The following is a 23119-nucleotide window of genomic DNA, read 5'->3' as shown; positions in this document are numbered from 1 at the left end:
GATATTTTGAAGTCAAACATAAATAAACAACTTAAAGAAAAGTACGAAGCTATTGGGCAAGATCCTGAAGATTTTTTAGAAGGACTTTTAAATAGTAAGCCTATAAATTATTGGGATTATATTCAAACCGATGCCTTATTAAATTTACAAATACAGCGAACTGTTTTTAAAGACGAAATGGTTTTTATAATGTATCATCAAATAAATGAACTTTTATTCAAAATGATACTTTGGGAAATCGATCAGGTTGCCAATACAGAAAACGTAACAGCAAAGTTATTTACTACCAAATTAATGCGTATAAGTCGTTATTTCGATATGTTAACATCTTCGTTTAGCATTATGAAAGACGGTATGGATATAGACGATTATAATAAATTTAGAACCACATTAACTCCGGCAAGTGGTTTTCAAAGTGCCCAATACAGAAAGGTTGAGTTTGCATCAACCGAACTTATTAATCTAATCGATAAACGTTTTAGAGATACCATAGACCAGAATTCTTCATACGAAAACGCATTCGAACATTTATATTGGCAAGCTGCAGGAAAGGATTATACTACAGGAAAAAAAAGCTATACATTAACAGTTTTTGAAGAAAGATATAAAGACGAATTTATTAGATTTACAAAATTTTATCAATCAAACAATTTATACTCTAAATTCAAGGCGCTTCCAAAAGAAGCCCAAGAAAATAAAAGTTTAATTGATGCCATGCGCCATTACGATTATACCGTTAATATAAAATGGGTCATGGCACATTATAATACAGCAAATCATTATTTAAACATTGGTGGTAAAACCGCCGAAGCAACAGGAGGAAGTGAATGGGTAAAGTACATGCATCCAAAATATCAAAAGCGCATATTTTTTCCAGATTTATGGAGCGAAAAAGAAAAGGAACATTGGGGAGAAGACATTTAATAATACCAATTTTAGTGTTGTCTTTATTTAGTTGTAAAGACAAAGAAGAAATAGAAATTCAAGAATTAGCCGCTATAGAAGAACCCAAAGATATTTATGAGTTTGGGTTTAATTTAAACGACTTTGTAGTTAAGAGAGATACCATTAAAAGTGGCGATAGTTTTGGTGAAATTTTACAACGCCATAAAATTGGGTATCCAAAAATATTCTCAATTGCAGAAAAAGCTGCCGATACTTTCGATGTTACAAAATTAAAAATAGGAAAGCCTTACACGCTTTTATGTAGCAAAGATTCATTAGAAATTCCAAAATGTTTTATTTATCAGCCAACTCAGGAAGAATTTGTGGTTATAAGCTTTCACGATTCTATTCATGCTTACACCAGTAGAAAACCTATTAAATATGTAGAAAAAACCGTTACAGGTGTTGTAACAAGTAGTATTTCACAAATTTTAGATAGCAAAGGTATAAGTGCTGTTTTAACCAATATGTTAGCCGAAAACATCTATGCATGGAGTATCGATTTTACAAGGCTTCAAAAAGGCGATACTTTTAAAGTAATTTACACCGATAAATACATAGATGATACCATTTATGCAGGCGTACAAAATGTTAAGGCTGCAGTTTTTAATCATAAAAACGAACCGTATTATGCGTTTAGGTTTAAAACAGATTCTGTTAGAAATATATACGAATATTATAACGAAGCCGCTAAAGACTTACGCCGAGCTTTCTTAAAAGCACCAGTAAAGTTTAGTAGAATTTCATCAAAATATAATTTAAAAAGACGCATTGCTTTTTATGGTTTTGCTTTAAGACCTCACAAGGGTACAGATTTTGCAGCGCCTATTGGCACCGAAATTATGGCAACTGCCAATGGTGTGGTTACAGAGTCTAGATATAAAGGTGGCAACGGGAATTATGTAAAAATTAGACACAATGCAACCTACGAAACCCAATATTTACATATGCAAAAGCGTAAAGTAAATGTAGGACAGCATGTAAAACAAGGCGATGTTATTGGATGGATTGGAATGACAGGTAATACGGGCGGCCCCCATGTGTGTTACCGTTTCTGGAAAAACGGAAAACAGGTAGATCCATTTAAAGAAAAACTATCGCAATCTGAACCTATTGCCGAATCATTAAAAGGCGACTATTTAGAATTTATTAAGCCAATAAAGAAAAAATTAGACAGTTTGCCTATTTTAGATGTATCGAAAGACGAATCGAATAAAAATCTTATTACTCAAACAAAATAAATTATGGCACTACCAAGTATAAACCCAACAACAACTAAATCTTGGAACAATCTTCAAAAGCACTTTAACGAAATAAGTGGTTTACACATGAAAGATTTGTTTGCTGAAGATAAAGATAGAGCTAACAAGTTCACTATTAAATGGGAAGATTTTTATGTCGATTTTTCTAAAAATAGAATAACCGAAGAAACCTTTAAACATTTATTAGAGTTAGCCGATGAGGTTAAGTTAAAAGATGCAATTAAAAGTCAGTTTTCAGGTGAAATTATTAATGAAACCGAAGGAAGAGCCGTTTTGCATACAGCATTACGCGCACCTAAAGATGCCGATTTTAAAGTAGACGGTGTAAATGTTATGCCCGAAATTTACGCGGTTAAAGAAAAAATTGAGGCTTTTACCAATAAAGTAGTTAATGGAGAACAAAAAGGTTTCACCGGAAAATCGTTTACAGATGTTGTAAATATAGGTATTGGTGGTTCAGATCTTGGTCCAGCGATGGTTGTAGATTCTCTGCAGTTTTATAAAAACCATTTAACAACACACTTTGTAAGCAATGTAGATGGCGATCATGTAAACGAAGTCATTAAAAAATTAAATCCGGAAACCACTTTATTTGTAATTGTTTCAAAAACATTTACAACACAAGAAACGCTTTCTAATGCAAATACTATAAAGGAGTGGTTTTTAAAATCGGCTTCAGAAGAAGCGATTGCAAAACATTTTGTGGCGGTATCAACAAATATTAAAAATGTAAAATCATTTGGTATAGACGAAAACAACATCTTTCCTATGTGGGACTGGGTTGGAGGTCGTTTTTCACTTTGGAGTGCTGTAGGTTTAACCATTAGTTTAGCAGTAGGTTATTCGAATTATGAAAGCCTTTTAAAAGGTGCAAACAAAATGGACGAGCATTTTAAAAATGAAGATTTTAAAAGCAACATTCCAGTGGTTTTAGCCTTACTAACCATTTGGTATAATAATTTCTTTAAAGCCGAAAGTGAAGCTGTTATTCCTTATTCTCAATATTTAAACCAGTTTGCTACCTATTTACAGCAAGGTATTATGGAAAGTAATGGTAAAAGCGTCGATAGAAACGGCCATCCTATTAAATATCAAACAGGAACTATTATCTGGGGCGAGCCAGGAACAAATTCGCAACATGCCTTTTTTCAATTAATACATCAAGGAACCAAGTTAATTCCAGCCGATTTTATTGGGTTTGTATCGTCTTTACATGGCAATCAAGATCATCAAGACAAGCTTATGTCTAACTTTTTAGCACAAACCGAAGCATTGTTAAATGGAAAAACAGAAACCGAAGTTATCGCAGAAGGTGCTACAGGAAATTTAACACCATTTAAAGTATTTCAAGGAAATAAACCTACAAATACCATATTTATTAACAAGTTAACTCCAGAAAGTTTAGGTGAATTAATAGCCATGTACGAACATAAAATTTTTGTTCAAGGTATTATTTGGAATATCTTTAGTTATGATCAATTTGGAGTCGAGTTAGGTAAGCAATTAGCTAATAAAATTTTACAAGAATTTAACAATAGCACCACAAATGCACATGACTCGTCTACTCAAAATCTATTGAATTATTATAAGCAATTCAAGTAAAACATAAAATTATTCTCATATAATTTATAAAAACTCAAAAGAATTTTCAATTCTCTTGAGTTTTTTTTATTAACAAAGGTTAAATTTCTTAACACAGTGTTAATGTATATCTACAAGGATTACGTACTTTTGCAGCGACTAATTTCAAATAATTAATTATGAAAAAAACAATTCAATTTTTATTGATGGCTGTAATGTTTATGTTTACTACGGTCATGATGGCTCAAAGTACTATCACAGGTACCATTACAGACGCAGAACTTAATTCGCCACTACCTGGAGCGAATATTTTAGAAAAGGGCACCACAAATGGTGTTTCTTCAGATTTTGATGGCAATTTTACATTAGAAACAAAAAAACCAAATGGTCAAATTGTAATTTCTTTTGTAGGTTATCAATCTATTACTTTGAAATTTAGTGGTAACACTTCTTTAGGTAATATTAAATTAGAATTAGATAATTCACTGGAAGAGGTAGTTATTATTGGAACTGGAGTTATCGATTTAGCTGAAGGCAGAGAAACACCGGTAGCAGTTTCTACTATAAAAGGAAAGGATATACAACTTAAATCTGCTGGTAACGTTGAATTTGGAGAAGCTTTAAAAAACACCCCATCTGTTTATGTTTCTAATCAAGCAGGAGGTTTTGGTGATAGCCAAATATTTCTTAGAGGTTTTGACCAAGTTAATACAGCTTACCTATTAAATGGACAACCAATTAATGGTATGGAAGATGGTAATATGTACTGGTCTAATTGGTCTGGAATGTCAGATGTTGCCAATGCAGTTCAAATTCAGCGTGGTTTAGGAGCCTCAAAATTAGCTATTTCATCTGTAGGTGGTACGGTTAATATTGTATCAAAAACTACCGATAAAAAACAAGGAGGTTTTATTAGATTTTTAGGAGGGAACGACAGTTATTCCAAAGGAACTTTATCTTACGATTCTGGTTTAAAAGAAAGTGGTTGGGCATTTTCAGTTTTAGTTGACCATTGGCAAGCGTTTAGAAAATACTCTGAAGGTACTGCTGGACAAGGTCAAAATTATTTGTTTTCTGTTGGGTATAAACCAAGCGAAACACACTCTTTTAATTTCTTGTTAACTGGTGCCCCACAATGGCATGACCAAAACTTTTCTGACGAATTAGAGTCATATGAGCGATACGGAGAAAAATATAATGGTAATTCAGGTTTCTTAGAAGGTGAACGTTTTACAGAAAGACGTAACTACTACCATAAGCCAGTAGCTAACTTGAACTGGGATTATAATATTAACGAAAATTTAGAACTATCAACAGTATTATATGCTTCATGGGGTCGTGGAGGCGGAACCGGAAACGTTGGAAATGGTAGAGTAGTTAACAGCAGTAATGGATTGATTGATTTCGATCAGATAGTTATAAACAATATAAATACTGCTGATGCTAATGGTAATGGAAGCTTTAGTAATTCTTATTTAAGAAGATCCTCTGTAAATGCTCATAACTGGTATGGATTGTTATCTAATCTTAACTATGAAGCAGGAGAAAACTGGTCTTTTAACCTTGGAGTAGACGGAAGAACTTATAACGGAATACACTTTAGACAATTAGAAAACAAGCTTGGGTTAAATGGTTACAGAGATAATTTTAGAACAGACCGTCCTTCAACTTATGTTATTACTGAAACTTTTAAAGCCAATCCTTGGAGTGCATTATTTGATTATGCAGATGATGACCAAAGATATGATTACAACTACGAAGAAGTAATACAATATATAGGTGCTTTTGGTCAAGCTGAATACAAGATGGATAACTTTTCAGCATTCATACAAACTGCTATATCTACTCAATCATATCAAAGAGAAGGTTTCTTTACTGGTAGAGGTAATGGTTTAGGTAAATCTGAGAAATTATCTAAAGAAGGCTATAACTTAAAAGGTGGTTTAGCTTACAAAATTAATGAACAGCATACTTTTTTTGGTAATGCAGGAATTTATTCACGCCAACCATTTTTAGATAACGTTTTTGCAGATATTAGATACGATAATAGATTAGCTAGTCCTGCGGTTGATAATGAGGAAATTATAGGTTTTGAGGGAGGTTACAGATTTAAAAATGATGTATTTAGATTAAACATCGATATATATAATACAGAATGGGGTAATAGATTTTTAAATATTAATGGACCAAGAATTGCACCTAACAACGATACCTCAACTTACAGATTAACAGACGTTACTCAAGTTCATAGAGGATTAGAGTTTGATTTTGAGTATAGACCATTAGCTTCTAATTTTAGTTTAAGAGGATATGGTTCCTTAGGTAATTGGAAATATGATGGAGAGACACCTTACACACTTCAAAATAACGAAACAGGTGACTTCATAACAACCAATGGGAAAGTAAGTTTAACAAATGTAAAAGTTGGTAATGCCCCACAAACATCTTTTGGTATTGGTTTAAAAGGCAATTTATTAGAAAATTTATCAGTTGATTTTGATTATAATATATACACTGATTTATATGAATTCGTTGATCCGGCTGATGTAGCTGAAGAAGCACTAGCAGGAAGGACTTACGAATCTATTAGACTACCTGCTTACACGCTAGCTGATACAGGTATTACCTATGTCTTTAATTTAGGTGATAACAAACTTACATTTAGAGGAAATGTCTTTAATTTATTCAATACAGCATACATTAATCAAAGAGACGCATTTGGATACTTTTTAGGTATAGGTAGAACTTGGAATGCTAGCATGCGTTACAATTTCTAACAAATAAATATAGCAATGAATAAAAAACCGCTTCACCTGAAGCGGTTTTTTTATACTTTTAATTATTACATTTGTTTTTTAAATTCTAAACATAAAATTCATGTACAACGTTGTTTTAAACCTTCATTCATATTGGGCCTATTTAGTGCTTATTATTTTAACCATTGCTGTTTTAAATGCACTAATAAAAGTATTTGGCAAGAAAGAATACGAGCCTAAAGATTTTAGAATTTCTCTTTTCACATTAATAGTTTCTCATATTCAATTATTAATTGGTTTGGTTTTATATTTTGTGTCTCCAAAATTTGAATTGTGGAGTTCTATGGGAAGTGAAGTTATGAAAACACCTATGGCGAGATTATACCTTGTAGAACATCCGTTTGTAAATATTTTAGCAATAGCCTTAATTACTATTGGTTATTCTAAACATAAAAAGAAATTAACATCGGCAGCTAAATTAAAACCTATAGCTATATTTTATACCATAGCCTTGTTGCTGTTTTTATCGCGCATACCTTGGAGTGTATGGATGAATTAAACTAACACAAGCGGCAACAATTATTTGTTGCCGCTTGTGTTTATAGCACCAACCTCTTTTATTAAATAGATATAAACGGGGAAATGGTCACTAAAGCCATTACTAAAACCGCCATTAGAAAAGCTTCTCAAGGGGTAGCCTTTATATGTTCCAGATTGAGTTATTAAGTAGTTTTTATTATAGATGGCTGCTTTGTAAAAACTGTAAGTTGAAAAGTCTTTTTCGGTTAATGCTTTACTTATCAAAATTTGATCAAATAAGCTCCAAGAATCTCTGTATGCTGTTGTTCCTTGGCCTTGCTTATAAAAAGCTTCATAGGGGTTGTAAATATCTTTTGGAGCCAATTTATCCATGTCTTTTTTGGTTTTTAAAACCTTTTTTAAACTAGCATTGGTGGGGTCGTCGTTTAAATCGCCCATAATGATAATTTTTGCATACGGATTTATAGTTTGAAGCGAATCGGTTATTCGTTTAGCAACCGAAGCTGCCTTCATTCGGTTTTTTCTGCTTTTAGTTTCACCACCACGTCTCGATGGCCAATGGTTAACCAAAACATGTACGGGTTCGTTTTCTAAAAAGCCACTCACTAATAATATATCACGGGTATAATATCTGTTTCCGGTATCGGTATCGTAAATTTTAACCTCATGTTTACTGCTGCTTGTAGGTTTAAATAATTGTTTTTGATAAAGTAAAGCCACATCAATACCTCTGGCATCAGGCGATTCGTAGTGTATTATGCCATAATCTTTATCAATAAGTAGCGAATCGTTTAGGAGATGCTCTAAAACAGTTCTGTTTTCTATTTCGGCAACGCCAACTAGAGTCGGACTATTTTGATTGCTATCTTTTCCGATATCAGAAATGACTTTAGCCATATTCTTAATCTTAAGTTTAAACACGTTTTCTCGATCAATTTTTAATTCCATAAGGGGGCTTGATTCATCAAATGTATTGGGGTCGTCGGTGGTGTCAAAGAGGTTCTCGAGGTTGTAAAATGCGATGGTTTGAATTTTATAGTGCTTTTTTTCTTGTGAAAAGCCCAGAGCACTAAGAAGAAGTAAACCAATATACAAACAAAATAATGTAAGTTTCATAGTATTTTTTTGTAAAAATATAAGTAAAAACATATAAATATAAATATTTTTTCTACTTTTAGAAGTATTAATACTACATTGTTGTAGTATATAGTCTTCATTATATGAAAGAAAAAATGTTATTTTTTGTAATCTTTTTTAGTGGTTTGTGTACCTTGTTTTCACAGCAAACGATAGTGAAAGGCAGTGTGATAGAAGCCAATTCCTTTACGCCTATAAGTGGTGTAACCGTTATTATTGAGAACACATCTTTAACAACGCACACAAATAGCTCTGGCGAATTTCAGTTTTCTTCAAATATCCCCATGGGAGAACAAATTATTAAGATTTCAAAAGAAGGTTTTACAACAAAACGGTTTCCTATTGTAATTAATGAAGGTGGTCTTGTAAATATTACAGATATGATACTGGACAGAGATTTTTCATCGGCAAAAGATTTATTTACAATTACTCTAACCGATGACGAATTGAACGACGATACCAGTGTTTCCGATAATATTTCAGGGTTACTACAATCATCATTAGATGTTTTTCATAGAACAGCGGCCTTCGAGTTTAGTGCATCTTTTTTTAGTTTACGAGGGTTAGATTCCAGTAATGGAACCATTCTTATAAATGGTATAGAAATGAATGACGTTTTTAATGGCAGACCACAATGGAGCTATTGGGGAGGCATTAATGATGCCTTGCGAAATCAGGATTTAAGTATGGGTTTAACACCTTCAAATTATCATTTTGGTGGTTTTTTAGGAACTACAAATATAAATGTAAGAGCATTGCAGGCAAGAGCAGGGGCACGAATTAACTACTCAAATTCTAATAGAAGTTATACCAATAGGCTTATGGCAACCTATGCTTCAGGTTTATTAAAAAATAATTGGGCTTTTGCATGTTCTGTAGGACGGCGTTGGGGAGACGAAGGGTTTGCCGATGCAACGTTTTATAATGCTAATTCATTTTTTGCTTCGGCAGGAAAAAGTATAAACGATAAACATAGCATACATTTATCGGCTATTTATACACCCAATCGGCGAGGAAAATCATCACCCAACACACAAGAGGTTTACGATTTAAAAGATATTAAGTACAACGAATATTGGGGATGGCAAAACGGAAAAAAACGCAACTCAAGAATTAAAGATATTGCTATGCCAATTTTTATTTTAAATCACGATTGGAATATAAGTAGCAAAACAACTTTAAATACAAATATAGCTTACCAAAGTGGTATCATAAGCAATAGCCGACTAGATTATAACGGCACCGATTTAATTAACGATTTTCCGCAAGGTGGCGGCGCCAACCCCAGTCCTTCATATTACCAAAAATTACCAAGTTATTTCGAGCGTAATTACCCCAATAATTTAGAGTTTGCTTATGCGGCACTAAAAAATTTTCAAAATAACGGACAAATAGATTGGGATACCATGTATTTGGCAAATGTTAATAATGCTCAAAATGGTGGTCATGCGGTGTATGCTTTGTACGACGATGTGGTGGCCAATACACAACTTAGTTTGGGGAGTGTTTTAAATACGTATATTAATAAAAACATCATTTTAAATGCGGCTTTAAATTATAGGGGACTTAAATCTGAAAATTATGCACAGGTAGTCGATTTGTTGGGCGCCAGCACCTTTTTAGATGTCGATGCTTTTGCAACAGAAATGGATGAAGCTCAAAACGATTTATTACATCCTAACCGAATTGTTAAGCAAGGCGATATTTTTAAATATCATTATAACTTAAACGCGCAAATTTTGAGTGGTTTTGCGCAAACACAGTTTAATTTTAATAAAACCGATTTCTATATTTCTACCCAAATTACCAGTACACAATACCAACGCGATGGACTTTATAAAAACGGGGGGTTTCCTGATAACTCCTTTGGTAAAGGTGATAAATTAAGTTTTTTGGGTTTGGGTTTTAAAGGTGGCTTGATTTATAATATATCATCAAAACATTTTTTAGATTTTAATGCGGGTTATGTAACTAAGGCACCTACATTGCAAAATACGTTTTCAAATTCAAGAGAAAACCATCAAATCGTTCCTAATATTTCCGAAGAAAAAACAATGGCATTCGATGCCAGTTATATGTTTAGAAACGCCTTTATAAAAGCGAAACTTACGGGTTATTTTATTTCAATTAAAGATGCCAATGAAATTTCTTTCTTCTTTGCCGATGGTATAGGAGGCGATAATTCTGCTTTTGTACAAGAGATTTTACAAAACGTAAATAAGCAACATGTAGGTACAGAATGTGGTATTGAAGTGAATTTAACTTCACAATTAAAGCTTAAAGGAGTTGCTGCTATTGGTCAATTTATCTACAATAACAATCCAAATTTACTATTGTCTACCGAGCCCGATACCGAAGCCGAAGCTGCTGGTTTTGTAAATGGATATAAAGATTTTGGAGCATCGTATTTAAAAAATTATAAACTAGCAACGGGACCTCAAAATGCATATTCAGTAGGGTTTGAGTATAACGACCCAGATTTTTGGTGGTTTGGAGCAACCGCCAATTTTTTTAAAAACACCTACATAGATGTCAGTCCGTTAACACGAACATCGAATTTTAATACCGATTTTGATGGAAATGTGTTTAATGATTATGATGCCGTTTTAGCACGACAACTTTTAAAACAAGAACGCTTCAAAGATTATATGGTTGTTAATTTGGTTGGAGGGAAATCTTGGAAGCTTGGTGAATACTATATCGGTTTTTTTGCAAGCATTAACAATCTTTTAAATGAAATCTATAAAACAGGCGGTTTCGAACAAGGTAGAAATGCCAATTATAGAGAATTAAGAAACGATAAAGCTTTACAAACCCCTGTTTTTGGATTTAAATATTGGTATGGTAGGGGTACAACCTATTTTTTAAATATGAATATTAGGTTTTAAATGATTTAAACAACTATAACTGTCTGTAAGCATGAAAACAAAAAATAGTTTATTAGCGTGTATTTTGATACTTATTTTTTCTGGTTGTATTCAAGATGAAGACTATACTGTACCTAATATTTCTATAGTAGAACCGAATATTCCAAGAGAACAAATAACAACGTTTAAAACGGTAAAATCTTTATACGAACAGGCTGTAAACTCAGGTAATACAACGGTTGTAGTTAGAAGTGAAACGCCTATTTTTATTGAAGGTTATGTAATTTCTACCGATAAATCGGGTAATTTTTTTGAAGAATTAATCATCCAGAATAAAACAGATGAAAGCAACCCAGATAATGATCCAAGGTTGGGTTTTAAAATTGCTATAAATGTGAGTAGTTTATCCGATACGTACCAGTTTGGACAAAAAGTATATGTAAAACTAAACGGATTAACCATTGGCGAATCTAATGGGGTTATTACACTTGGTAAAGGGGATGCGGTAAATGTAATGCAATTACAAGCCTCTGAATATAAGGATGTCATAATTAGAAGTCCGGAAATTGCCGAAATAGTTCCCAAAACAGCCTTTATTGAAAATCTAACAGCATCAGATTTAAATACCTTAATACAATTGCAAAATATGCAATTAAATCGCTTTGAACTGGGAGCTACGTATGCTTCGGAAAGTATCGATGAATTTGATGGTTTACGAACTTTGGAAAGTTGCGATTCTGGCACATCCATAATTTTACAAACCAGTACTTTTGCCGATTTTAAATCGCTTGTAATTCCGCAAGGAAAAGGAAGCATTACAGGTGTTTTAAGTAGAAATTTTGGCGATGATTTTAATGTTTTGGTTGTAAATAATACACTTGATGTTACTTTTAACGACACAGACCGCTGCGACCCCTTAGAACTTAATTGTGGTTTGGCGCGTCAAGTAGGTACTAAAAACTTATTTTTTGAAGATTTTGAAAATCAGAAAAACAATAAATTAATTGTGGGTAATGGTTGGACGAATTACATCGAAGCTGGTTCTCAAGGTTGGGAAGCCTACAGTTCTACATCTACAAATGCTTCTTTAGGAAGGTCGGCACGATTTCAATCGGCTAGCTCGGGAGATATTAGTAATATTGGTTGGCTTATTACTCCCGCCATAAATTTAGATGTTTACCAGGGTGAAACTCTTCGTTTTAAAACGTCTAACAGTTTGGCAGACAGTAGTTTTTTAGAGGTTTTGTATTCTTTAGATTGGGACGGTTTGCCAGAAAACATTAAAACCGCCACATGGGGCGTACTCTCTGCTGCTTATATTGTAAAAGATACCGACTCATTTGTGCCGTGGTTTAATTCAGGAAGTGTAGATTTGTCTTGTGCTAGCGGCACCATGTATATCGCTTTTAAATTTACAGGAGGCGGTCAAGATACTTTTGATGGCGTTTATGAATTAGACGATGTAAGTATCGATTGTATGGAGTAATTAGCATGTTGTAAAAACAAACTAATTAAGCCAATGAACACATTCGATATCCTTTTTTTTCATTTTTTTCAATTCTATAAAAACAAGAAAAATAAAAATGCCAATAACATAGCAACGCTTTATGTTATGTTTTTACAAGCCTGTTTAATCTTGTTGTTAGGTATTTTCTTTACGGTATTTTTTAAGCAAATGCACATGCAAACCATGTCTGCAAGTAAAACATGGACCTTGTTTGTGTTAATCTCCATTTTTTTATATTTCAAAAACTGGATTCAGTATGGTGGTGTAAAACGAAAAGTGCTAAATGCAAAATTGTTAAAAAACAAAAAACTCACCTATAGTATGACTTGGTTGTGGTTACTGCCGATTATTGTTTTAGTATTTTGTTTTATTTTATTCCAGGCACTTTAATTATTCCTTTTAAAAATAGCATAAACCGGAAAGTGGTCGCTATAACCGCCTTCATAGCGTTTTCCATTGTAAGTTCGAAACGGAGTTCCTTTAAAACGACCATTCATAATTTTTAAAAAATTAGGGTCAAAAATGTTTGCTTCATCAAATGCCAGAGTATCTAAATTGTGTGTGAAAAAATTGGTGGTAAAAAAAATCTGATCGAACAAATTCCACTGTCGGTTATGGTTTGTCGAGCCTCTGCTAAATGAGCGTAGCGTTTCCATCGGGTTGAAAAGATTCGCTTTTTCTAATAAATTTTTAATGCTTTCATTCGATGGGTCATCGTTAAAATCGCCCATAACAATAATTTTAGCTTCGGTATCCTCATTACGCACATTACTAATAATTTCTGCAACTTTATTAGATGCAATTAAGCGTTTTTCTTCACTTTCTTTTTCGCCTTCACGTCTCGACGACCAATGGTTTACAATAACATGAATTAAAGTGCCGTCTAAAAAACCTTTAACCAATAAAATGTCTCTGGTGTAATCTGGCGAACCATCATGATTAAATAATTTTATGGTAAAAACTTCAGAATGTTTAACTTCAAAAATAGTTTTATCATATATAAGAGCTACATCAATACCGCGTTCATCTAACGAATCGTAATGAATAAATTCATAATGACAAGATTTTAAGTTTTCTTGATTTAGTAAATTCCGAATCACTTTTGCATTTTCTACCTCTGCAAGTCCAATTAAGGCAGGATGTTTTCCGGTTTCAGTTTTACCAATGTTAGAAATGGCAAAACTTAATTTTTTTAATTTGTTGTTGTAACGGTCGGCGGTCCAGTTTTTATAGGAGTTTGGAAGGAAATCATCATCGAAAGTTTTTTTATCATTTTTAACGTCGAATAGGTTTTCTACATTATAAAAACTTATGGTATGTAAATTATTTTTAACCGAATAATCGTCTAATTCTGGCATGGTAATTCTGTAAATTTCGACTAAAAATATAAAAATTAAAATGGTTGCAATTGTGTAACTTTGCTTATTATTTATTTATATGTTAGAAAAGAAGGATATAACTTTAGAGAAAGCCGTTTTAATAGGTGTGATAACTAAAGAACAAGATGAAGTAAAATCTAAAGAATATTTAGATGAGCTTGAGTTTTTAACTTATACCGCAGGCGGTGAGGTCGTAAAACGTTTTACGCAAAAAATGGAAATGCCAAATCCTAAAACCTTTATAGGAACTGGTAAAATGGAAGATGTGCGTTTATATATTGAAGAAAACGACATTGGAACCGCAATTTTTGATGATGAATTGTCCTCAGCTCAAGAACGTAATATTAGTAAAATTCTTAATTGTAAAGTATTAGATAGAACAAATTTAATACTCGATATTTTCGCCCAACGCGCTCAAACAAGTTATGCACGTACGCAGGTAGAATTGGCACAATGCGAATACCTATTGCCAAGATTACGAGGTATGTGGACGCATCTTGAACGCCAAAAAGGGGGTATTGGTATGCGTGGTCCTGGTGAAACAGAAATTGAAACCGACAGACGTATTGTACGCGATAAAATTGCTTTACTTAAAGAGCGCATTAAAACCATCGATAAACAAATGTCTGTGCAACGCGGTAATCGCGGGGCTATGGTGCGAGTGGCTCTTGTGGGGTATACCAACGTGGGGAAATCAACTTTAATGAATGTTATAAGTAAAAGTGAAGTCTTTGCCGAAAACAAACTGTTTGCAACGCTAGATACCACCGTGCGAAAAGTTGTTATACAAAATCTGCCGTTTTTATTAAGTGATACGGTTGGGTTTATACGCAAATTACCAACACAGTTGGTTGAGAGCTTTAAAAGCACCTTAGATGAGGTAAGAGAAGCCGATTTATTATTACATGTAGTCGATATTTCGCATCCAAATTATGAAGAGCATATTGATTCTGTAAATAAAATTTTAGGTGAAATAAAAAGTGCCGATAAGCCAACCATCATGGTGTTTAATAAAATTGATGCTTACAAGCCAGAAAAGTTAGATACAGACGATTTAGAAACCGAAAAAACAACCAAACACTATACACTTGAAGAATGGAAAAGTACCTGGATGAGTAAAGTGGGTAATAATGCATTATTTATTTCGGCAATTAATAAAAGTAATCTAGAAGACTTTAAAAAACGTGTTTACGACGAAGTTAGAGAAATACACATTACACGTTTTCCTTATAATAAATTTTTATATCCAGACTATGATGCAACAATAGATTCTGAATAAAAACCAGTTAAATGAATTGGATAGCATCCTTATTACATAAGAAATGGTTCAAGTGGTCTTTAATATCTGGAGCTTCCATAGTTGCTTTTTTTACTGTTATTTATATTAGTGTTTATTTAGGATTCTTCGGAAAAACACCTAATTCAAAAGATTTATCACATATTAAACAAGCCGAAGCTACTCAAGTTTTAGATGCTAATGGTGCGTTAATTGGTAAATATTATATTTTCGATAGGCAGCCGTTATCGTTTGAAGATTTTCCACAACATTTAATTGATGCCTTGGTAGCTACCGAAGATGTTAGGTTTTACCAACACGATGGCGTCGATAATGTGAGTTTGTTGCGTGTGTTTGTAAAAAATATTTTGCTTCGAGATCAATCTGCAGGAGGTGGCAGTACAATTACCTTACAGCTTGCCAAAAACCTATTTGGCAGAAAAGATTATGTCATGTTCAGTATGCTTATTAATAAATTTAAAGAATCTATTATAGCAAAGCGAATTGAAGAAATCTATACTAAAAAAGAAATACTTACCCTGTATTTAAACACCGTACCTTTTTCTGATAATACCTTCGGAATTGAAAGCGCGTCCCGTAAATTTTTTAATAAACCTACCAAAGCATTGTCTTTATCTGAAGCTGCTACTTTAGTAGGTACTTTAAAGGCAAGCACTTACTATAATCCCAGATTACATTTAAAACGTGCCGAAGCTCGCAGAAATGTGGTGTTTCAGCAAATGTTGAATAATAATTATTTAGCTAAAGATGCCTTCGAACTACTAAAAAGCCAACCGCTTAACATAGATTATAAGTCGTTTAATCACGATGTAGGTTTAGCGCCTTATTTTAGAGCTGAAGTAAAACGACAATTAGCTAAAATTCTAGATTCTATTAAAAAGCCCGACGGGTCGTCTTACGATTTGTACAGAGACGGATTAGTTGTGCATACAACCTTAGATTCTACGATGCAGGTGTATGCTGAAGCAGCCATGAAAGCCCATTTAACAGACTTGCAAAAAGCGCACGAAACATCTTTTGGAACTCATGCACCATGGCAATCTAAATCGCAACTTGTTACATCGTTAATAAAAGAATTGCCTGTATATAAGTCTTATAAAAAAGCAGGATTAACAGCGTCTCAAATTATAGATTCATTATCAAAAAAACATAAAACGACCTTGTTTTCATGGGAAGGAGATACCATAAAAAAGGCTTCTGTTATAGATAGTTTAAGTCATTATTTAAAGTTTTTAAATACAGGAATGCTTTCAATTAACCCTAAAACAGGAGGCATAAAAACATACATTGGTGGTATTGATTTTAGGTTTTTTCAATACGATCATGTGTCGCAAAGCGAACGCCAAGTGGGGTCTACATTTAAGCCTTTTGTTTACACAACCGCTATCGAAAACGGCATGAAACCTTGTACATATTTTTCCTTAGCTTCTGTAACGTATACCAATTACGACGATTGGACGCCAACCAATTCTGGAGCTTCAGAAGACGATCCTTATATTAATTATTCTTTAGAAAAAGCCTTAAGTAATTCGGTTAATACCATAGCTGTAAAAGTTTTAAATGAAGTAGGTATTCTCAAAGTAATCGAGCAGGCAAAGCGCATGGGAATTACAAAGGAATTACCAGAAGAACCTTCGTTAGCTTTAGGTGTTGCCGAAATAAATTTACAAGAATTAACCGGTGCGTATGCAAGTTTTGTAAACGAAAGTAAACATGTAAAACCGTATGCTATTACCAAAATTGAAGATAAAAATGGAAAGGTAATAGCTACTTTTAAACCAGAAGTAGCAAAAGAACAAGATTATAGTGATTACACCAGACAAGTTATGTTGCAAATAATGCAGTCTACAGTTAATACCGGAACGGCTGCGAGATTGCGCTCAACATACGGACTTAAAAATGATATAGCAGGAAAAACAGGAACCACACAAAATAACAAAGATGGTTGGTTTGTTGGAATAACACCTCATTTAGTAACGGTTACTTGGGTTGGAAACGATAATCATCATATAGGTTTTAAAACAACGGGTATTGGTCAAGGTGCAAATTCAGCCTTGCCTATTTTTGCTCAATTTTATAAAAGTTTAAATAACGATTCTCAATTTAAAGCGATTACACAAAGTCATTTAGAAACTCCAACCGATGCAGTTTTAAATGATTTAGATTGTGAAACAGAAAAGCGAGACGGATTTTTAAAACGTCTTTTTGGAAGCAAAAAGAAGGAAAAAACCTTTAAAGGGAACTAAAGTTTATAAACAAAAAAAAGGCGTTTCAAGTTGAAACGCCTTTTTTAATAGTATTAGTTTGCTTAAAACTTATAAGTTAAACCAATGGTATAATAAGTTTGTAGTTTGTTATCTAAATCATCAAAACTTGTAGCAGCCGCTGGTGTTTGAGCTAGAGCATAGGTTAAAGCCTCTTGTTTGTTGTTTCTTAAACCAAAATCAAAACCAACCCCAATCATTTTCCATAGAGTGTAGCTAAACGAATTGGTCCAAGTGTAGTTAGAATAGTTGTTGCTTTTGTAGCTTTCAAACATCGATAAGTTTGATTTAAAGTTTATGGCTCCAATTTTTCTAGTATAATCTGCAACAACTTTAGCACCTAAAGACGATTCGAAAATCGTTTGTCCAGAACTAAATACAAAGTTGTAGTTTAAAGGGTGCACCACAACCACTAAATGTTCAATAGGAGTCCATGTAGCACCAATACCAAAATCTAAGTAACCAGGATCGTTAAAGTTGTTTAAAATGGTTGTTCTGTATTCTACTAAACCAGATGCAGCCAATGTTTTAGTTATATTTCTACCATATAAAGATGAAATATTAAAAACATCTGTAGTTGGTTTAAAACTATCATCATCATTAGGATTGTCTTTATCGTCTAGTTTAACCCAAGTTAAATTAGTAGATAATGAGTTTCTCCAAAAGAATTTCTCTTCAATTAAATTAGCGTAAGCATTAAAAGTAAAACCTATATTTCCTGAAGCATTGTTTGGAGTTCCTTGAGCATACCAGTTGTTAAAGTTAGAAAGGCTACCACCAATAACACCAAAAGCACCTTTTCTCCAACCTGGAAGCGCATCAATTTGGGCTTGTAAAGCATTTACTTCTTCTTTAACAGCATCTAATTCGGCCTGTTTTTCGGCTTTTTTAGCTTCTAGTTCTTCTTTTGTTTGTGCGTTTAATGAAATAGCACCTAAAAATAATAATACTAAGAATAATGTTTTTTTCATGGTCGTTTGAATTTTAAGAATGCAAATATATTTTTTTATGATTTAATATGGGCATTCTATTTGGAATTAAAATTTCGTAGTAAGACTCAAAATCGTATGAAAAGTCACAAATGAAGGAGTTTATTTTTTCTTATATAAGGGCACAGAAGAGCAAGCTTCACCATACATAATAGATTTAGCTATAGGTTTTAATTTGTTAGCTAACATGATGTAGGCGTTTTGTGGGACCGGTTTTTTAGAGCACCCTTTAATAATTATAGGTTTATCAGTGAATTCGGTGAGATCGAGATTATTTATAACATCTTGGTAAATAGAAGTTTCTAAAGCTTCAAGATTTCCTATAATAGTTTTTTTTGCAAAAGGCTGTAATTGTAAACTAATAAGCATGAAGGCCCATCCGGGAATAATAGCATCGGTGCTGCAGGTAAGAGCAACATAACAATCTTGATATTGAGACCAATTATATGTTGCTACCTCATTTCTAAATTCTTTTTCACGCAAAACAAAACCCTCAAAAAGCCAATCTTTAATATCAAAAAGGATGCGTTGCCCTTTGGGGTAATAATCCTCTAGGTTAAGTGTAACCAAGGCGCTATTTGCTACGCGGTTTATTATTTCGTCTGACATGTTTAATAATCTTTCGATTTAAGTTTTTGAGATTTAATTATACAGGTTCTGTAAATTCATTTACAGCATGCCCAGTTCTAATTTAGCTTCTTCACTCATTAAATCTTGAGTCCATGGCGGATCGAAAGTAATTTCTACTTCTGCACTATTTACTTCGTTAAGCGATTTAATTTTTTCCTCGACTTCCATTGGTAGCGTTTCGGCTACTGGACAGTTTGGTGTTGTTAGCGTCATTAAAACTTTAACATCAAAATCTTCATTTACAAATACATCGTAAATAAGGCCTAATTCGTAAATGTCTACAGGTATTTCAGGATCGTAAATGGTTTTTAAAACGTTTACAATTTTTTCACCTAAATCGGTGGTATTTATTTCTTCACTCATTTTTTTAATTTTATTTTGTTTGATTGTTGAGATGTTTATTCGAAATAAATCAACAAATAAACGGTTTAACGACTAAACTATTTTAACTGGGTTTGATATGCTATAGCATACATTTTAAGTTGTTTTATCATACTTACCAAGCCATTCGCTCGGGTAGGAGATAAATGTTCTTTTAATCCAATAGCGTCTATAAAATCCATATCGGCATCAATTATATCTTTTGGATGCTGATTTGAAAACACTCGAATTAATATAGCAATAATGCCTTTAGTAATAATGGCATCGCTGTCTGCTGTAAATATAATTTTGTTGTCTTGCATTTCTGCATGTACCCAAACTTTACTTTGACAGCCTTTAATAATATTACTATCGGTTTTATATTGGTCGTCGATAAGGGGTAAATCTTTCCCCAAATCTATCATATATTGGTAACGCTCTTCCCAATCTTCAAACATTGCGAATTCGTCTATTATTTCATTTTGTATAGCTTCAATACTCACGATTATAAATTTTTAAACAAAAATACAATAAGATAAGTTGCTATTCAATGTTTTCTGAAATAGATAGCATTACTTTAACAAGTTTCGCTATAGGTTCTGGCGGATTGCCATGGTCGAAACTATTGGTTTTGTAGGAGTTGCCGTTATAATGCACTGTTAGATTTGCAATAGCTGCACCATCGAAAAATCTATTTTCTGAAGGCGCTTTTAAATTGGGAATGTTCTCGATATCGATGCTTTTTAATTCTGAAATTAGTTCGTCCCAATCTTCTTTTTTACAAGATGCAGAAACAACCGAAGCATTTCGGTCTTTTTTAACAGCAACACTTTTTTTAGTGATATTAATTTCTAAAAATTTACCACGAGACATCGCCGAATATTCTAAACTAACTGCATCTTGGTTTATTTGAGATTGCGAACACCCCTTGTTTAGAAGCAGAAGCATCATCACTATTAAATAGGCTTTCATAAAATTTCTTTTATTATATAATGATACAAAAAAGGCGCCAAAGTAGGCGCCTTTTATGACTTGATATTTTTAAAAATTAGTTTCCTATCATAGACGAACGGGCGCCACCTGAAGTGAAAATAGCACGCATTCTATTTCTTTGTCCGTCGGTGAACATATACATACAAGAATCGTTCGTATAATCCATGTAATTCATAGTCATATCGGTTGAACTACAATTAACGGTTGGGTACGATGGGCAACCGTAATTAGCTCCGTCTGATGTTGGAGTGTCTGTAACGAAATCGTCTTGACGACATCTGCCATCTCCCCAAATGTGGCGTAAGTTTAAATAATGTCCTACTTCATGTGTTGCAGTACGTCCCAAGTTATAAGGTGCAGAAGTACCTCCTGGAAGACTGGAGTATAATAATACAACGCCATCTGTAGCAAGGTTTCCGCCAGGGAATTGAGCATATCCTAGGATGCCACCACCAATATTACAAACCCATATATTTAAATGTGTTTGAGGTGTAATTGGCGGGTATTTCGATTTTATACTATTATTTGTACCCCAAGAGGCTGTTGGGTCCTCGTATCTAAAAGTGCCTGCCAAAGTGAAGTTAATATCTGTTATAGTTGCATCATTAATAAAGTTTGTAGCGGCTGCTGGTAATTGATTGGTGTTTGTACTGTTAAAATCGCTATTTAAAACATTTATTTGAGATGTAATTTGTGAATTCGATACAACGGCTGTATTAGGAAGTACAATGTGCACATAAACAGGAATGTTTATGGTTCCTAAGCCATCTTGTATAGGCGTTACATCAATATCGGTTTCTCCATTAGAACCACCGCCACCGCCGCCAGTACCGCCACCTGGTTTACCTTTAGCGTTTATGAATTTTCTGGTGTGGTATTCAATATCATACATTTTTTTCTCTAAATCTGGATTTTCGCTTAATTGTCTGTTTAACACATCCATGGTGTAACAGGTTTTAAGTTTTTCCTTAGATTTTGTAGATTTTGAAGTTACATCTGCACTTCCCTCTGTGTAAACATAAAAATCGCTCATGTCTACAGCTTCTTGAGATGTTTCATTAACTGCAGTTTTGTCGCCTTCACAGGCAATAAAAATCAAGGCTAAAGCAGCCATGCTTAAAAATATTCTTTTCATTTTTAATAAAAATTTGAATTAGTCGTGGATTAAGATATATCTTTTTTTGAAAATATTTAACTTTTTTTAACAAAAAGTGTTAAATACTAAACAATAATGTAATCTCTGTTATTTTTTTAACAATTCAATTTTTTAAATGATGTAGTATCGGAAATGCTTTTAGGAAAGCATCATTTTAGCTTTTTTAATACCTAAAACTAAAGCATCAACTTCGGCTTTGGTATTGTAAAAAGCAAAGGAAGCTCTTACGGTTCCGGGAATGTTATAAAAACTCATTATGGGTTGTGCACAATGATGCCCTGTACGAACTGCAATGCCTAATTTATCTAAAATGGTACCAACATCGTAGGGGTGAATACCATCTAAATTAAACGATATTACCGATGTTTTGTTTTTGGCAGTTCCGTAGATGGTTAATCCTTCTATTTGTAATAATTGTGCCGTAGCATATTCTAAAAGTTCGTGCTCATAATTTGCTATGGCTTCAAAACCTATGCTATTCATATAATCTATTGCTGCTCCAAAGGCGATACCGCCACAAATATTGGGTGTTCCTGCTTCGAATTTATGTGGTAAATCGGCATAAGTTGTTTTTTCGAAGGTTACTTCGGCAATCATTTCGCCACCACCTTGGTATGGAGGTAATTTTTTTAACCAATCTTCTTTACCATATAACATGCCTTGACCCGTTGGTCCACACAATTTATGAGCCGAGGCTACATAAAAATCGACATTTAAGGCTTGTACATCTGGTTTTATATGAGGTGTAGATTGTGCGCCATCTATTAAAACTGCGGCGCCAACTTGGTGTGCTTTTTCAATAATGTATTCTATAGGGTTTATGGTGCCTAAGGCATTTGAAACATGATTTACAAAAACAAGCTTGGTGTTTTCTGTGAGCAAGTTATCGTATTGAGACATTATTAATTCGCCAGCTTGGTTCATTGGGATGACTTTTAACTGGGCGCCGGTACGCTCACAAAGCATTTGCCATGGCACGATATTGCTATGATGCTCTAGTGCTGATACAATTATATTGTCTTCTGGTTTTAAAATACTTGTAAAGCCATTTGCAACTAAATTGATGCTGTGTGTTGTACCAGAGGTGAAAATAATTTCGTGGGCATGTTTGGCATTAAAATGTGCCTGTATTTTATGTCTTGCCTGTTCGTATTTATCTGTAGCTTCTTGGCTTAAGGCGTGAACTCCACGGTGTATGTTGGCGTTGTAGTTTGAATAATAATCTACAATAACATCGATAACTTGTTTTGGCGTTTGTGATGTTGCTGCATTATCTAAATACACGAGGTCTTTTCCATTTACTTTTCGTGAAAGTATGGGGAAGTCTTTTCGTATGTTTTCTACATTGAACATAGCAGATGGTTTAGCCCCGATTGAGGCATTTGTTGGAGCTCCTCGCAGAGAGCGACTGCCGAAAGCGGGATGAGCTCCTTAAAAAATTAATAATTCGAGTTCT

General features: G+C 33.6%; 19 protein-coding genes. 10 read left to right on the top strand and 9 right to left on the bottom strand.

Annotated elements, in window-relative coordinates; all coding sequences use genetic code 11:
* Positions 1-3 precede the first annotated feature (3 nt).
* The 5 genes from AW14_RS02615 (at position 4) to AW14_RS02595 (ending at position 7103) form a co-directional block, all read left to right on the top strand.
* Positions 4-924 carry a tryptophan 2,3-dioxygenase family protein gene (locus AW14_RS02615; protein ID WP_044637399.1) on the top strand — a complete coding sequence of 307 codons (921 nt, stop codon included), beginning with the start codon at positions 4-6 and terminating at the stop codon, positions 922-924.
* Positions 882-2186, top strand: a complete 1305-nt coding sequence (locus AW14_RS02610) for a peptidoglycan DD-metalloendopeptidase family protein (protein ID WP_044637398.1) — start codon at positions 882-884, stop codon at positions 2184-2186. Before AW14_RS02615 ends, AW14_RS02610 begins: the two co-directional genes overlap by 43 nt.
* 3 nt (positions 2187-2189) lie before the next feature.
* Positions 2190-3809, top strand: coding sequence for a glucose-6-phosphate isomerase (gene pgi / locus AW14_RS02605; protein ID WP_044637397.1), 1620 nt, complete (start codon positions 2190-2192; stop codon positions 3807-3809).
* Between the two features lie 158 nt (positions 3810-3967).
* Positions 3968-6565, top strand: coding sequence for a TonB-dependent receptor (locus tag AW14_RS02600; RefSeq protein ID WP_044637396.1), 2598 nt, complete (start codon positions 3968-3970; stop codon positions 6563-6565).
* Positions 6566-6665: 100 nt separating this feature from the next.
* Positions 6666-7103 carry a hypothetical protein gene (locus tag AW14_RS02595; RefSeq protein WP_044637395.1) on the top strand — a complete coding sequence of 146 codons (438 nt, stop codon included), beginning with the start codon at positions 6666-6668 and terminating at the stop codon, positions 7101-7103.
* 20 nt (positions 7104-7123) lie between these two features.
* Here AW14_RS02595 and AW14_RS02590 read toward each other — a convergent pair whose 3' ends face one another.
* Positions 7124-8200 carry an endonuclease/exonuclease/phosphatase family protein gene (locus AW14_RS02590; protein WP_044639458.1) on the bottom strand — a complete coding sequence of 359 codons (1077 nt, stop codon included), beginning with the start codon at positions 8198-8200 and terminating at the stop codon, positions 7124-7126.
* A gap of 104 nt (positions 8201-8304) precedes the next feature.
* On the opposite strand from AW14_RS02590, the gene AW14_RS02585 reads away from it, so the two are divergent.
* From AW14_RS02585 to AW14_RS02575, 3 genes are read left to right on the top strand one after another with little or no spacing between them, the layout of a single operon-like run.
* Positions 8305-11109 (top strand): TonB-dependent receptor, encoded by a 2805-nt coding sequence (locus AW14_RS02585; protein ID WP_044637394.1) that lies wholly within the window; start codon positions 8305-8307, stop codon positions 11107-11109.
* A gap of 31 nt (positions 11110-11140) precedes the next feature.
* On the top strand, positions 11141-12574 hold the full coding sequence (locus tag AW14_RS02580) for a DUF5689 domain-containing protein (protein WP_044637393.1): 1434 nt from the start codon (positions 11141-11143) through the stop codon (positions 12572-12574).
* A gap of 33 nt (positions 12575-12607) precedes the next feature.
* On the top strand, positions 12608-12985 hold the full coding sequence (locus AW14_RS02575; protein WP_044637392.1) for a hypothetical protein: 378 nt from the start codon (positions 12608-12610) through the stop codon (positions 12983-12985).
* Here the strand turns inward: AW14_RS02575 and AW14_RS02570 are convergent.
* Positions 12982-13953: an endonuclease/exonuclease/phosphatase family protein gene (locus tag AW14_RS02570; RefSeq protein ID WP_044637391.1), complete on the bottom strand. Its 972-nt coding sequence runs from the start codon at positions 13951-13953 to the stop codon at positions 12982-12984. The genes AW14_RS02575 and AW14_RS02570 overlap by 4 nt on opposite strands.
* A 79-nt stretch (positions 13954-14032) precedes the next feature.
* Between AW14_RS02570 and hflX the strand changes: the two genes are divergently transcribed.
* Positions 14033-15253, top strand: a complete 1221-nt coding sequence (hflX, locus tag AW14_RS02565) for a GTPase HflX (RefSeq protein ID WP_044637390.1) — start codon at positions 14033-14035, stop codon at positions 15251-15253.
* Positions 15254-15264: 11 nt separating this feature from the next.
* Positions 15265-17517 carry a penicillin-binding protein 1A gene (locus AW14_RS02560; RefSeq protein WP_044637389.1) on the top strand — a complete coding sequence of 751 codons (2253 nt, stop codon included), beginning with the start codon at positions 15265-15267 and terminating at the stop codon, positions 17515-17517.
* 62 nt (positions 17518-17579) lie between these two features.
* Here the strand turns inward: AW14_RS02560 and AW14_RS02555 are convergent, their stop codons facing one another.
* From AW14_RS02555 to AW14_RS02525, 7 genes are all read right to left on the bottom strand, one after another.
* A complete protein-coding gene (locus AW14_RS02555) occupies positions 17580-18506 on the bottom strand; it encodes a DUF3078 domain-containing protein (protein ID WP_044637388.1) in 927 nt (308 codons plus the stop codon).
* A gap of 120 nt (positions 18507-18626) precedes the next feature.
* On the bottom strand, positions 18627-19133 hold the full coding sequence (locus tag AW14_RS02550; RefSeq protein WP_044637387.1) for a DUF2480 family protein: 507 nt from the start codon (positions 19131-19133) through the stop codon (positions 18627-18629).
* 60 nt (positions 19134-19193) lie between these two features.
* Positions 19194-19517 (bottom strand): DUF59 domain-containing protein, encoded by a 324-nt coding sequence (locus tag AW14_RS02545; protein WP_044637386.1) that lies wholly within the window; start codon positions 19515-19517, stop codon positions 19194-19196.
* Between the two features lie 77 nt (positions 19518-19594).
* Positions 19595-20017, bottom strand: a complete 423-nt coding sequence (locus AW14_RS02540) for a SufE family protein (RefSeq protein WP_044637385.1) — start codon at positions 20015-20017, stop codon at positions 19595-19597.
* 40 nt (positions 20018-20057) lie between these two features.
* The gene (locus AW14_RS02535) at positions 20058-20486 is read right to left on the bottom strand and encodes a hypothetical protein (protein ID WP_044637384.1); all 429 of its coding nucleotides are present in this window, start codon (positions 20484-20486) and stop codon (positions 20058-20060) included.
* A gap of 76 nt (positions 20487-20562) precedes the next feature.
* A complete protein-coding gene (locus tag AW14_RS02530) occupies positions 20563-21642 on the bottom strand; it encodes a zinc metalloprotease (RefSeq protein WP_044637383.1) in 1080 nt (359 codons plus the stop codon).
* Between the two features lie 159 nt (positions 21643-21801).
* Positions 21802-23016, bottom strand: coding sequence for an aminotransferase class V-fold PLP-dependent enzyme (locus AW14_RS02525; protein WP_044637382.1), 1215 nt, complete (start codon positions 23014-23016; stop codon positions 21802-21804).
* Positions 23017-23119 lie beyond the last annotated feature (103 nt).

This window comes from Siansivirga zeaxanthinifaciens CC-SAMT-1 (assembly GCF_000941055.1).
GTDB lineage: Bacteria > Bacteroidota > Bacteroidia > Flavobacteriales > Flavobacteriaceae > Siansivirga > Siansivirga zeaxanthinifaciens.
Note: the sequence above shows the minus strand (reverse complement) of the source record. Positions and strands in the feature narration are given on the sequence as shown.